Origin of the sequence: Thalassomonas sp. RHCl1 (genome assembly GCF_947387555.1) — a bacterium.
Lineage (GTDB): Bacteria > Pseudomonadota > Gammaproteobacteria > Enterobacterales > Alteromonadaceae > Thalassomonas.
Genome location: NZ_CANDNZ010000002.1, coordinates 280015 through 293630, shown reverse-complemented (window position 1 = coordinate 293630; position 13616 = coordinate 280015). Strand labels below are relative to the sequence as shown.

At 44.9% G+C, this 13616-nt stretch carries 16 protein-coding genes; 2 read left to right on the top strand and 14 right to left on the bottom strand.

The features are described 5' to 3' along the window. The first annotated feature begins 26 nt into the window (after positions 1-26). The gene (locus QL234_RS07320) at positions 27-266 is read left to right on the top strand and encodes a type II toxin-antitoxin system ParD family antitoxin (RefSeq protein WP_281557182.1); all 240 of its coding nucleotides are present in this window, start codon (positions 27-29) and stop codon (positions 264-266) included. A 319-nt stretch (positions 267-585) separates the two neighbouring features. Here the strand turns inward: QL234_RS07320 and QL234_RS07315 are convergent, their stop codons facing one another. The 8 genes from QL234_RS07315 to QL234_RS07280 form a co-directional block, all read right to left on the bottom strand. Further along, positions 586-1857: a Y-family DNA polymerase gene (locus tag QL234_RS07315; RefSeq protein WP_281557181.1), complete on the bottom strand. Its 1272-nt coding sequence runs from the start codon at positions 1855-1857 to the stop codon at positions 586-588. After that, entirely contained in the window at positions 1857-2261 is a 405-nt protein-coding gene (locus tag QL234_RS07310) for a S24 family peptidase (RefSeq protein WP_281557180.1), read from the bottom strand. Before QL234_RS07310 ends, QL234_RS07315 begins: the two co-directional genes overlap by 1 nt. 159 nt (positions 2262-2420) lie before the next feature. Beyond that, on the bottom strand, positions 2421-2588 hold the full coding sequence (locus tag QL234_RS07305) for a hypothetical protein (protein WP_281557179.1): 168 nt from the start codon (positions 2586-2588) through the stop codon (positions 2421-2423). Between the two features lie 255 nt (positions 2589-2843). After that, complete coding sequence (locus tag QL234_RS07300) at positions 2844-3629, bottom strand: transporter substrate-binding domain-containing protein (protein WP_281557178.1); 786 nt, start codon at positions 3627-3629, stop codon at positions 2844-2846. A 408-nt stretch (positions 3630-4037) separates the two neighbouring features. Continuing rightward, positions 4038-4982 (bottom strand): M48 family metalloprotease, encoded by a 945-nt coding sequence (locus QL234_RS07295; protein ID WP_281557177.1) that lies wholly within the window; start codon positions 4980-4982, stop codon positions 4038-4040. Positions 4983-5486: 504 nt separating this feature from the next. Further along, positions 5487-5750 (bottom strand): SymE family type I addiction module toxin, encoded by a 264-nt coding sequence (locus tag QL234_RS07290; RefSeq protein ID WP_274055086.1) that lies wholly within the window; start codon positions 5748-5750, stop codon positions 5487-5489. Between the two features lie 767 nt (positions 5751-6517). Beyond that, positions 6518-6868 (bottom strand): purine nucleoside phosphoramidase, encoded by a 351-nt coding sequence (hinT, locus tag QL234_RS07285; protein ID WP_044835457.1) that lies wholly within the window; start codon positions 6866-6868, stop codon positions 6518-6520. Between the two features lie 132 nt (positions 6869-7000). After that, on the bottom strand, positions 7001-7855 hold the full coding sequence (locus QL234_RS07280; protein ID WP_281557176.1) for a transporter substrate-binding domain-containing protein: 855 nt from the start codon (positions 7853-7855) through the stop codon (positions 7001-7003). Positions 7856-8047: 192 nt separating this feature from the next. Between QL234_RS07280 and QL234_RS07275 the strand changes: the two genes are divergently transcribed. After that, positions 8048-8986, top strand: a complete 939-nt coding sequence (locus QL234_RS07275) for a hypothetical protein (protein ID WP_281557175.1) — start codon at positions 8048-8050, stop codon at positions 8984-8986. A gap of 20 nt (positions 8987-9006) precedes the next feature. Here QL234_RS07275 and QL234_RS07270 read toward each other — a convergent pair whose 3' ends face one another. Genes QL234_RS07270 through QL234_RS07245 form a run of 6 tightly spaced genes read right to left on the bottom strand, consistent with a single transcriptional unit; the run spans position 9007 to position 13607 of the window. After that, on the bottom strand, positions 9007-9720 hold the full coding sequence (locus tag QL234_RS07270; protein ID WP_281557174.1) for a hypothetical protein: 714 nt from the start codon (positions 9718-9720) through the stop codon (positions 9007-9009). Further along, a complete protein-coding gene (locus QL234_RS07265) occupies positions 9717-10502 on the bottom strand; it encodes a hypothetical protein (RefSeq protein ID WP_281557173.1) in 786 nt (261 codons plus the stop codon). Before QL234_RS07265 ends, QL234_RS07270 begins: the two co-directional genes overlap by 4 nt. Continuing rightward, the gene (locus tag QL234_RS07260; RefSeq protein ID WP_281557172.1) at positions 10492-10863 is read right to left on the bottom strand and encodes a cupredoxin domain-containing protein; all 372 of its coding nucleotides are present in this window, start codon (positions 10861-10863) and stop codon (positions 10492-10494) included. Before QL234_RS07260 ends, QL234_RS07265 begins: the two co-directional genes overlap by 11 nt. Continuing rightward, entirely contained in the window at positions 10856-12277 is a 1422-nt protein-coding gene (locus tag QL234_RS07255; protein ID WP_281557171.1) for an ATP-binding protein, read from the bottom strand. Before QL234_RS07255 ends, QL234_RS07260 begins: the two co-directional genes overlap by 8 nt. Beyond that, positions 12277-12936, bottom strand: a complete 660-nt coding sequence (locus QL234_RS07250) for a response regulator transcription factor (RefSeq protein WP_044835452.1) — start codon at positions 12934-12936, stop codon at positions 12277-12279. The genes QL234_RS07255 and QL234_RS07250 overlap by 1 nt, the downstream gene beginning before the upstream one ends. Positions 12937-12938: 2 nt before the next feature. Beyond that, positions 12939-13607, bottom strand: coding sequence for a hypothetical protein (locus QL234_RS07245; RefSeq protein ID WP_281557170.1), 669 nt, complete (start codon positions 13605-13607; stop codon positions 12939-12941). Positions 13608-13616 lie beyond the last annotated feature (9 nt).

Sequence of the window (13616 nt, the reverse complement as noted above, 5' to 3'; positions counted from 1 at the left end):
GAATGTAATACAAGAAACAGAGGTGAATGATGGCTAGAAATACCAGCGTAACATTAGATGAACACTTTGGAAAATTTGTTGAAAGTAAAGTCAGACAAGGAAGGTTTGAATCTACCAGTGAAGCAGTAAGAGCGGGTCTTCGACTACTTGAAGAATATGAAGCTAAACTTGACCTTTTGAGAAAGAAACTCTCGGTTGGTGAAGAGCAACTCGATCAAGGGGAAGGAGCAGATGGTGATGCCTTTATGCAAGAATTAATCGGGTAATGGTAAAATATTTATTATCACCTGCAACTCAAAAAAGTCTGAAAAGCATTCACGCGGATTAATTCGAAAGGACTTAAAAGTAGGATATCGCTGTGCTTTTATAGGGTCACATACAATTTATTATCGAATTAAGAATTCCAATATAGAAATTATTGATGTGCTTACACCAGTCAATGGAGCCATCAAAACATGTCATAGATTAACTTGGATTAGCCAATAGAATTGATGCCCTCAACTACATCGCAATAAAACATTCCTGCTTGTTGTAGCAAATTCAAAAACCAATATTGATAAACACTATCTCCACACCTTGAACATATCACTCACATTGAATTTTCGGAATATCCTGCCAGCGGGTGGTATATTGCGGCGATAAAAACTCACGGCGCATGGCAAACTTTTGCGCTATGCCCTGCCCGGCCAATATCGTGGTATCCCGACCAAAGCGGGCATTAATTTTGTCCATACATGACATTAACTTAACATTATCCTTAGCAACATCAAAAAGATCCTGCTGATAGCAGCTTTCATCGGAGATTTCCAGCAGGCCGACACCACAGCGATAGAACCGCACTCCGGTTTGAAAAATCTTATCCACCGCCTGCGAGCAGGCATTCATGATCTGGCAACTGTCATTGGTAGGCACGGCAAAATGGTGATAAACCGATTTCCGGTAATATCCAGCCTCATCATGAGGTGAGCTGTTGGCAAAAATCGCCAGGGATTTTGTTAAACCTTGCTGCTTTCTCAACTTAACAGCGGCAATACCGGCATGGGTTGCCAGCGCAAATTTTAGCTGCTCAAGCTCGGTAATGTGTTGACCGAAACTGCGGGTGCTGTAGATTTCTTTTTTCGGTGAGCGTACTTCATCCCAGTTTAATTTCACCACACCATTTAATTCATGCACCGTGTTTTCAACCACAATTGAAAATTGTTTCCTGATCCAACCCGGTTGTGCTTTAGCCAGTTGCAGCGCCGAATAAATACCCGACTCGTTTAAGCGCTTACCCAGCCTGGAGCCTATGCCCCAGACATCAGTCACTGTCATTTGGGCTAAAACCGCCTCACGAGTCTTGTCATTGTCAATCACGGCAACCCCATTAAAACCGGGCAGTTTTTTAGCGGCATGATTGGCACATTTTGCTAACGTGCAGGTGGTACCAAGTCCGACAGAAACCGGCAGGCGCACTTCTTTCCACACGGTTTTTCTGATTTTTTCGCCGTGGGCCAGCCAGCCCTCTTGCGGTAGATAAGCCTGGTGTTTGCCGTAATACAAAAACAGTTCATCTATGCTGTAAATATGGCTGTGGGGCGCAAAACGGCTGCAGGTATCCATCAGTTTCTGGCTGAGATCGGCATATAACTCATAATTGCTGGAGCGGATCACCGCGCCAATGCGGGCCAGCTCATCTTTCATCTGGAAATAAGGGGTAAACTTTTTCCCTATGCCCATTTTTTTGGCAATGCCGCATGCCGAACAAATACAGCCGTCGTTATTGGTCAGCACCACCACAGGGCGGCGGCGAATACTGGGGTCAAAAACCTTTTCACAGCTGGCGTACATGGAATTTACATCACACAGGGCATACATTATAAGGTTTTCTCCAGCGGGCGGTGCAGCCGGACAGAACGGATCACCACCCCTTCCACCTGGAAGTCGTCCCCCTCCTGTAATTGATAAGGCAAATAACCAGGCGAGGAAGAAAGTAACCGGGCTTTTTCCCGATCGATTTTTTTACAGACAAAAACGCCGTTGAGGTTGGCAACAATAATGTCTTGATCTTGTATCTGTACTGCCCGGGAAACAATCAGCAGATCGCCACTAAAAATACCATCACCTTCCATGGAATGCCCCTGCGCCTGTCCGATAAAAGTGGCCGAAGGGTGATCAATCAACAACTGATCTAAATTCAACGCAAGCTCGCTATACTCCGCTGCCGGAGATTCAAAGCCGGTAACACCTGCCTGCGCATAAAAAGGAATGATTTTAAGCATAACATTAACCTGTATGTTTATACAGGTTAATGTTAATTCATCTTGGAAGGATTAGCAAATAACAACGAGCTGCTTAGCACAACCGCAATAACTGCAGCCGGGTGACAGACGACACTACTTAGAAAATAAACGCTATCAAGGGTTATCGCTAAAGTAGCATTACCGGCGGCTATTCATGGATTTACGGATATAAGCGATGCCCAATACCGCAAACACTATCGCTACGCCATAAAACGGCCTTTGCTCGCTGATAACTGCTGCGGCAACAAAGGCAGCACCGCTGGCAATAAATAAGTAACCTGTTTTTAAGCTTTTCTCAATAGTCATAATGCGCTCCACTTTATCCTGCCTGATAAGCCAGGCCCAAGCAGGTTTAGTTTGAATATAGAATACATTTTAGGTACGGGTAATGGCGTAATAAAAACCTGAAGCCGTAGCGTTTCACGGATATTAGTGCGGTAAGTAGATAAAATGTCTCAGCTGAGATAAGAAAATGTTGTGGAGAAGGGATAAAAGCGAGTGTTGGCTGGCTATCTCACTTTACTGTTTGCTGTGATGTTGCTTGATTTTTGTAAAGGTTATCTATTGCAAATAGTATTCCCCAAGAATTTTCTTAAAAGTGCCGTCATTCTGCATTTCCTGAAGGGTTTTGTTGATTTCTCCAATTTCTTCGGCAAGAAAAGATTTTTTGGAGATGCCTAAGCGGAATACTTTTGTCGCTAAAGGCTTTTCGGCAAAGCGCAGTTTTTCATGTCCCGGAACCTCTTTGAATATGGCGATAGCGCTGACATAATAAAGGGGAATGATATCAACTCGCCCATGCAATAATTTCAGAATATTCATTTTGTCAGTTGTTACCTGCTCGAAAGACACCTTCTCTTTGATTATTTCACTAACATAGTTATATCCTCTTGTTATTCCTATCTTATAAGGTCGCAAATCTTCCCACCGCTGCCATTCAAATGTTGCAAATTTATCTGTCGAATATGTAAAAAGCAGCCTGTCTTTATAAACCGGTACTGTGAAAAGCATATCGGCTTCTCGTTCAGAGTTTTTGATAATCATCGGAATGACATCCGCCTGTCCGGTTTTTATCATATGCTGAGCCCGGCCCCAGGGGGCATTTTTCAATGCTATTTTGATATCAAGCCTGTCAGCCAATATCCTGACAAGTTCAACGGCCAATCCCTCTGTGACATGTTCTTTTTTTGTGTCGCGAGCTATTTCCCAGGGCGGCCAGTGCTCAACAACAATGACGGCTGTCCTGTTCTCGGCAGATACTGTTGCGGAAAGGCAGACGAGAAAAATGATACCAATGCGAATCTGTATGAGAGACAGCGTTTTCATCATTTTTATAAGCCCAGACATAATGACTTCCATAAAGCGCGCATTCATGCTCCCAGTGCAGCGAAGCTAAAACAGTAAGTGATAAAGGCTTCTTCTGGCGTACGGTAATTTAATCTATCTTGCCCGACTATTTATTATATTTGCAACTTTCTGAAGTTATTTCTTAGTTATAGTTGAAAAATCTATTTTCTTAGTGTGTCAGTCATGGACAGCCAATATACAAAAACTTATTTATACCAATGACAGTACCATGAACTGCGACAAAGATAAGGAGAAAATAATAATTTCCCTTAAATTGAGGTGTTTGTGTGAAAAGAAAGACGAGCATTAAATTTTAAACAAGATAAGTCACTAGCCAGTTTTTGGGTGACCCGCATTGTTGTTTTCACCTGCTTAACACGAAGTCTTCCACCGCGCTTGCGCCGAACCTCATCGCTCACACAGAAACTCTTTATCCGTTTCGTTCAGATAGTACTTCGTACCTTTGAACCTGATACGGATGACATGTCGCTTTCCATCCATAAGCCGTTCTGGGATCTTCCAAGTAAATCCGTGATTCGGGTAGTTTGGATCTATAAGACGAACAGCTTCCGAGGGTTGGTCTGCAGTAACGTGGTTGTCGAGTAGTTCTGACCAGATTGCGTCATAGATCTGAAGGACCACGGATTGGTCGCGCTGGTCTCGGTGCCACGCCCAACCAGAGACGACTCCTCTCTTACAGTCATTTTCAACATGAATACCTTCGTATGGAACGTACTCGGGCCAGGAAGAACGCCCAGGAATCGATTCAGTCGTTGTAGCCTTCTTCCACCCGCTTGCTATTGCTCTTAGTCGGTCTTGTTTTGCTGGATGGGTAGCAGATGCTCTGGGACTACCAAGCTTCTCCATTACCGCCTGCGCGGAGCTTAACGGCGCACCCATTTTTTGAAGAACGAAACCGGAATAGTAGTCAGCCTCAAGTTCAATATCCGGCCGACTACCAATCTTCTCAAGCGTATGTCCATTGAGGTGGTGGCCGATTTCGTGAGCCATAATACTTATGGATGCCCACTCGTCTTGTGTTCGCTGCTTGATCGCCTTAATAAACCCTCTGTTGTAGAGAACATATCTCTTCCATCCATTGATTGCCGCCATAGCATTTGGGACTGCTGCTTCTCGAACGGCGAAATTGGGCTTTAGGCCTGATGCATCTACAATCCGAGCCACCTCAGCTACCGCTTCGTTCTGAGATGCGAAGGCGATGGTTGATTTGGGAGTCTGCTCACCAAAATAGCTGCAAGCATTGTCTAGCTGAATTGTTTGTTCTGCCTGGACTTCAATAGCCGTTGAAGTACAAGCGAGAAGCAGGGCCGCGATCATATATGCTGCTTTCATAGTCTATTTCTCCTTCATCAGAAAACAGTTTAGTATACGCAAAAAACTATGTTTAATTTTTACAGATTTTAATAAAATGTAAAATGAACATTTAGCCAATTATATCAATACCTTTTCGTATGTTTTGAATAATAAACAAACAAGAGAAATACGGAATTTTTCCGTCTAATAAAGCAATTTTGCAGACAACACAAAGCTGTATAAAAAAACAGAATCTTGATAGGTAAAACCAGCAGTAGCCAAGTTTTAGGTATTCACGCTTATTGCTCTTTCAGCAAAAAAAGAATATACAAAGTTAATGTGGGAGCAAGTGCCCGCTACAGAACATAAAAGCGATATAAAGTGAAAATGCAGGGGTTTTCTTATTCCTCGTAGCCATCATCGAGAAGTTCCAGCTAGGCCTCCTGATAGCCGTTATATTCTGCCCCGTTATATTATTTACATAGCAACAATGTAAAACAACCGCGCCTGCCAACAGGCACAGTTGTTTAGACTGTTCTTACCTTAGGTAGAATGCTTCGGTGTAATGATCACTTCATCCGGATTAATGAGCAAAGTGACTTTTTGCCCGATAGAGAAACCGGCCTTTTTCAGCCATTTCCCCTTGAGAATAATACAAGGTTCAAGATTAACAGGTACATAGTTAATGCCTGTGCCACGGATTTTCACTGCCGAGTCGCAAATGGTTTCCTGTACGGTTAGCTGGCGGTAGCGGGGATATTTTACTTTTGCCGAGACAGACTCTGGCGTATGATGATATTCAGCCATGATGGATACCTCATTAGTATCTGTTTTGGTTAGCTATCTCTGGGTGTTCGTGCACTCAGGGGTAGCGCTTGTTGTTCATTTACTCTTTATGTACTCACTCTTTATTTGCCCGTTCAGAGCTGGGGGCTAAGCACCTCCTTTGGTTGAAATTCCACTATTAATATATAGTAAAAAAGGTAGGATAAATCCACAGAAAACGGGCTTTTTTGGATGAAATATTTACTATTTTTTAGATGTAAAGCAGTTAAAAACCACCAAACCTAAACAACCAGAACAAAACAAAATTAAGTAACTGATATTTAAAACTTAAAATAACAAGTAAAAATATTATTGTGATATAGGCACTTGTTCTATTAGGCAGAAGGTGGGCTTTAATATACACAAGATTCAAATATGGGATTTATCTTCGAGGCTCCTGCCCGAAAAACTCGCCATACAAGTTGAGGTTATGAAATCTTTATGATGAGGTTACTGCTGATATTTGGGATTCGGCCATCAGACAAAAACATAGCTTGGCAAATTCTTGCTTAACGTGGTAAAACCTAACCTAAAATGATGGGAGAAAGAGCTCCCCTACGATTCAAGTTTTACTCGAAATTGCCATCTAAAACGTGTGACTTGGTTACAATACTTATAAGCTTTTCAAAGTTGAAACAGATATCCAGAGCACTGTTTCAACTTTGGTTCATCATATTTTTCAGTATATTAGCTAGAGTTTTTCTCAAACAAGTCAAGCTAACATACTTACCGTTATCTGCTCAGAAAAACTAATAAGCCAGCATAGGCCCCAGCGGCTGTCCGCCAAGTAAGTGCATATGGATATGATAAACTTCCTGCCCGCCATGTTTATTACAGTTCATGATCAAACGGTAGCCGTTTTCGTCTATGCCCTCTTCCTTAGCCAGCTTCTTAGCCACAGTGATCATACGCCCTAAAGTTAATTCATCATCTTCGGTAACGTCATTCACCGTTGGGATTAATTTATTGGGCACAATCAGGATATGGCTCGGCGCCCGGGGAGAAATATCACGAAAAGCCGTCACCAGATCATCCTGAAATAATAATTCAGTGGGAATTTCCTGGCGGATGATTTTTGAGAAAATGGTTTCTTCAGCCATAATTGTTCCTTAATGTTCGTAAAATAAGTTAAAAAATAACGAGTTAATATTGCCCTAGTCTACCGTGAATAACAGATGAATACCAAGACAAGGGGCCGATAAAAATCTGTTAATAATAGCAATAATGCACGCTTATCCGGCTTTAGCTTCCTGCCTGTCGTAGCAACCGTTGCTTTTTTCAGCATTAAATAAATCATAGAGCCGGTCGTTATGGGGAAAGCTGTTCACCGCCTCCTGTAAAACCGGAATAAACGCCTGCCCCGCTGACTTTTCTGAGACATGCAGCCACCAACTTTTATTTCCCAAATGAAAGGCACCTTCAAGCAAACGGGTATCATAATCAAGCTGTATCATTGCATACTCCAACCCTTCCCTGGAGCCAACAACGGCATCTACCCGCCCAGCAATAAACATATGTAATCCCTGCACATAGTTTTCTACATTTACTTTATTCAGCCGCTTGTCCCGGTCAAATCTCGGTTCAAACTGGGCTTTGCGGATCACGGCAATCGCATTGAGCTTTTGTAAATCCCGGTATTGTTTTAGCTGGTATTTTTTATTACTCAGTACTATCACCTGAGAGCTGGCCACCGGGCCTATATATTGCACCGCCTCTTTAACACTCTGGTTTTTAAAAATCAGCGCCACATCTAACTGTCCCACGGTCAGTGAGTGCAAAATTCTCGCATAGGGGTAATCTTTATAAAAAAAATTAATATTGGCCTGATGACCGATAAGGTTTAACAGCCTTTTAGTCACTCCCTGGCATAAAATACTAGGATTTTTTAGCACAAAAGGCGGAAATGGCGGCACACTGGCGCTCAGAGTTACTAAATCTGCCTGTGCTGCTTTCAGGGGGAGACTTTTTCCAGTCACCTGCACCGGAATAAACAGCAAACACAGGACAACAAAAAAAGGGCTGAAATACCAACTTAAAGACAAAATATTCCGGCGCTGTTTATCCTTGGCAGATAAAAAAATTAACATACTTCCATTTTATATTCATGGCAATCAATGCCGTTTATAATAGCTGATAATTTTTCTCGCAATATTGCGCGCGAGCAAAGTGAGTGCATTATACCCTGATTGCCGTTCTTTATCATAATACCTTCATTTAATGACTAAAATCTCACTATGATTTAAAATTTACTTAATCATTGTATATTGCGGATCATCCCTTTGCTGTCTTTGTTTACCCAGATATGCTTTAGCTTGCTGTTAACCCTGGTATTACTCCCGGCCACTGTCGCCCGTCCTCAAGAGAAAACAACAATCCCCAAACAGCAAAACCATTCATCTCCCTTGCAGGTGAGATATTATCAGCGCACCCTGGACGCCCAGCTGTCAGACTATGAAAGTTACTGGATTGGCCTGTTAAAGCTGGCGCTTGAGAAAAGCGGCAGAGACTATCAACTCTCCCCCGTCAGCGCCAAAGGGGTGCCCCATGCCCGCCTGGTCAGCAACCTGCTAAATAAAGGGCCGGTCAATATCATTTTCATGGGTACGAGCAAGGAGATGGAAGAAAAACTGCTGCCGGTACGTATTCCACTTTTTCGCGGCCTGGTCGGTTACCGCATTATGATGACCACCACAGAAAACGCCGCTGTTTTTAGCGATATTTCCTCGGTAACAGCATTTAAAAATGCGGTGATCGGCCTGGGACTGAACTGGCCGGATGAAGTGATCATGAAAGAGGCGGGATTAAATGTAGTCACTTTGCCCTATCACAGATTATTTAATGCCCTGGCCGGCGGACGTTTTCATGGGGTTTCCCGGGGGGCGCACGAAGTTAAGGGAGAATATGAAATCCTCAAACAAACCAAAACTAACCTGGTAATAGATAACCACCTGGTACTGGCATACCGCCTGGCAACTTTTTTCTTTGTTGCTCCCGATAACCGGGCACTGGCAGATGCCATTCGCTTCGGGCTGGAACAGGCCTACCGGGACGGCAGTTTTTTAGCTTATTTTAATAACCATCCGGCGGTAGACAACGCCATAAAATTATTGAACGACCCCAAACGAACCTGGCTGTGGCTGGAAAATCATCATTTATCACCGCAAACCCGGGATATTCCTCCTGCCTACTGGTTTAGCCCCAGCGAGCAAAGCCCCTAGTGCCAACACCAGGTTTCACACTAAAACTCATATTCAATCGCCATCCTGAAGGTATGATTCTTACTGTGGGTATTTAAAGCACTGATAAAGGCCGCTTCCCATTTTAACTGTTTCTGGCCGCTGAACCTGTGGATCCCCATAAAGGCCGGCCCTGCTCCGGTAAAGTCCTGCCCGGTATAAAACTCGATTGCCGGCTGAAACGCCGGGATCCAGCGGTAACGGTACTTAAGGCGAAATTCGGTTTCAAACTCGTCTTTAAGATCCTGCCCCCATTCATAAACACCGAACAGGTTCATGGTTAAACTGGTTTTACCGAACTCTTTTTCAAATAATACCCCGGTGGAAACTTCCCAGTTATCCCGGTCATGCTGTTTTTCCACTTCATATAACATGCCCCAGTCCGCCCAGTACTGCCCCTGTTGGGTCAGCATCTGACGAATTTCAATTTCATAGGCCTGCAAGCCGAAATCATTGGTATCATCGCGCTCTCCCACCACGTAAAACTCTGCCATGATGGTTTCGGATAAAGAATGACCAAAAGCAAACCTTTGCCCTAAACTGTTTGAGTTTTTTTGCCTGTGGGACAATAGGCGCCATTCCACCTCGGTTTCATTGGGCAAGACATAAGGGTGATACACCTTATCCACCACCACACCGTCGCCATAGGCGAGATGTACCGGGGCCAACACAAGCAATACTAGCCGAATAAAACCTCTGGCCGTGAAACTCTTCATAAGAGTTCTTCCTTCTGATTAACTTTTCTTTTATTAGCTTCTGCTAACAGCAAATATGAAATCGGTAAAATCACCGCCGCCAGATAAATGCTTACCTGAATAAACGACGGCGAGGCGTCATAACCAAATAAGGCGGTGAAAAAATGTCCCATGCCCGAACTTTCGTCCAGCAAATGATTGCTGTCCCACAGGGGCGACTGACCGGGCAACATATCTATTTGCAGCAGCAATTTAGACGCCTGCAATAACTGCCCGGCGCCAAAGAACAGCGTCAGCCAGCTTGAGGTAAAGGCATATAACTGACGGTCGCTAAATTCCAGGGCAAAAAACACTAAAATACTGATGCTGAGCAAGATCCCCAACCCCAGCACTATGCCGATAAGTTGCGGTTTCAGGGTATTCGATTGCGACCAGTAGCCGGTGATATACACCAAAAAATTACTGCTGTGCAGGGTTAATACCGCCAGCAACAGCAACCCGGTTAAAGCCGACCAGAGCCGTGTATGCCGGGTATATTGGGCATAAAGCGCCAGTAAAATACCCAGGTAAATAAAAATATATCCCAGGGAGTAAAACCACTCCAAACCTGTGCCTTCCAGAGTTGACGCCACCACATCCACCTGAGACACCAAAAGGATACTGCCGGCAATTCCACCAGCAATGCCGCCATAAAGCCACTGACGCCCCAGCGCCAGCTGATTGTTAATGAGCAGCAATAACACCAGCATCAAAAAAATCGGCAGGCCGTCGCGTAAAAACAGGATCACGGTATTAATGAGCATTACTGTCCCTGTTATCATCGCCTGGCGTGTCTGTTACCACCACAGTGCCTGTTGCCGTGTTGGGGTTATATTCCCCGAAAAAGCCATAACGGCCCGGCGGCAGCGGACCAACAAAGATCACTGCTTTTTTCTTGGGAAAAATCACTTTTTCCCGATTTAAATCAAAGCTGTCGAATTCTTCCGGGGTGCTGTCATGGTTATGGATCACCAGCTTGACTTTACGGCCTGCGGGTATTTCAATTTCCGCCGGATAAAACAGGTGATCTTTTAGCTCCAGCTTATATTCCGGACGTTTACCCCAGGAAACACAGCTCCAGCACAGGGTCGTCAGCAGCAAAATCCCTTTAATATACTTATCCATCGCTATCCTCGGGCAAAAGGGCATTTGCTGTGCTACTTACCTTATTAATTGCTTGGTTGGTTGTTTGATTGGCAGCTAACCGGGCTACCTTGTTATTCTCTTGTGTAAAGCTCACGCTAACCTTTAATCCCTTAAGCTCGGGAGATTGAGAGAGTTCAATGTCGGCATTATGCAATACTGCGATATGTTTTACTATGGATAAACCTAAGCCGCAGCCAATTATTTTCGAGTTGTGCTGATCGCCGCCGACCCGGTAAAAACGGTTAAAGACTCTTTGATATTCCTCGGGTTTTATGCCGGGCCCCGAATCTTCTACCACCAGCACCAGGCGCTCCTGCACCCGCGCCGTACTGACCTGGATTGCCCCGCCGTCTGGCGTGTATTTACTGGCATTGGAGATCAGGTTTTGAATGAGGATACGCAGGGAAAATTCATTGCCGCGAATTATCTGCTCTTCGCTTTCCAGTGAAATGGTTTGCTCGCGCTGGGCAATTTCCGGATATAAATCACTGATGGTTTGCTGAATAAGAGAAGTTAAATTAACCTCAGTACTGTCCAGGCTCACCTGCTCCGGGCTGGTGCGGTTGAGCATTAAAATTTGATCCACCACATGCGCCATACGGTCAACACTTTCGGTCAGATGGCTCATGGCCTGGCTTTCGTGGCCAAGTTCGTTTCTGACATTGTGGACATTAATTTTTAATACACTTAACGGGGTTCTCAGCTCATGGGCGGCATCCGAGGCAAAATGCCGTTCCCGTTCAAATGCCCCGCTTAAGCGTTCAAACAGGTGGTTTAAGGTATAAACCACAGGTTCAAGCTCTTTGGTTTTGGTATGGGTTTGCAGCAGGCTGAGATCGTTTGGTTTTTTACTTTTTAATTCTTTGGTTAAATGGGTCAGGGGTTTGAGCGCCTGGCGTATGGTCAAGGAGATAAACAGGGCCAATAACGGCATCGCCAAAATAATAGGCAACACCGCCGATAAAATCACGTCTTCGGCTAATTCAAAACGCCTTTGTACCGGCTGGGCCAGGATCACCATACGGCCTCCGTCAGAGCCTGAGGATTTCACATAAGTACGCCAGCGCTGGCCGAGAAAATTATTTTCGGTAAAACCGCTTTTTTTCTGGCTCATGCGCCTGTCGGGAGCATTATTGCTTTTTAATACTAAATCGTTGCCTTGCCATAACTGAAAGGCAAGGTTGGTCTGGGCGCCTGCCTCCAGCAAGGTTTTGTCCTGCTGCTCGGGCGCGGCTTCGATGGCTATCAGGGTATTGGCCAGTATTTTCAGCTCGGCATCAAAAATACTCGATGCTTTTTGCATACTGGCGTTATAGCCCTCGATAGCGGCGATAAAGGTCACCAGGGTGATCACCGACAGCAGGATCAGCACCAGGTAGCGGCGAATCGACATCAGCTTTTATTCACCGTATAACCCACGCCCCGTACCGTTTGGATAAATTTCTCCGGTAATTTCTTGCGCAGGTTGTGTACATGCACCTCAACCGCATTACTGGCGACTTCTTCTCCCCAATCATATAAACGGGATTCTATTTGCTCGCGCGACTGGATACGCCCGGCATTTTCCATCAGGGCTTTGAGCACCATATACTCTTTTTTCGACAGGTTAATGTCCTGCCCGTCAATCCCCACCTTATGGGCGGCAATATCCAGCTGTACGCTGCCAAGCTGGATAACAGAGGTTTTTGCCGTGCCCAAACGGCGCTCAATCACACGCAGACGGGCCAAGAGTTCATGAATATCGAAAGGTTTGGCCAGGTAATCATCGGCGCCGAAGTCCAGGCCTTTGACCTTGTGCTCGATAGAGTCGCGAGCGGTTAAAATAATCACCGGAATATCGGCTTTATTATTCCTGAGCTTTTTCAGTACCGACAAACCATCCATGTCCGGCAGGCCTAAATCGAGGATCACCATGTCTTGATCCGGCACCGCCAGCGCATTAAGCGCCAGCTGCCCGGTATTAACATGGTTGACCACAAAGCCTTCATGACGCAAGGATTGCTGTAATCCCTGGGCCAAGGGCATATCATCTTCTACTAATAAAATACGCATGCTTATTTCTTCGAACGTTTGTTTAAGCGTTTTTCGACTTTTTCCAGTACCTGCCTGACTTCTTCCTGGCGGTATTTATCCGCCAGCGGCCGGTTAGGACGAGGTGCTGCCTGCAGGGCAAGCTGCAAATAATCTTTGGCTTGTTGATATTTGCCTTCATCATACAAATATTCGCCGTAAAAGTAATTACCATCGATGCCCTTAGGGTTGATTGCCAGGGCTTTTTTCATCAATTCCTCGGCCTTGTCGTCATCGCCGAAAGCAATCGGCCAGCCGGGTACCTTATGAAAAAGGACACCTAAACTCATCATGGCCGAGCCATTTAAGGCATTGGCATCAAGCTCAATGGCTTTTTCAAAGTCTTTTTTCGATTTTTTCGCCAGCGACAAGGCTCCCAGGCCGCCTTTTTGTCCGGCAAAGCTCGATTGTATGATGCCACTCCAGATCCAGGACTTGGCATTATCACCATATTGCTCCGTCACCGCCTGTGCCTGCTGCACCAGCTTTTTAAAGCCCTGCTCCTGGGCATCATCTTTTAGTTCATAATTGACATGGGCCCACTGCTGTTGCAGTTTAGTGATCTCTTCATCGATGGAAGCGGCATTGGCCAGCAAAGGCGTGCTTAATGCCAGGCTTAAAGTGATCAGGCTGCGTTTCATTAATCTGTTCATGTGTCTTCC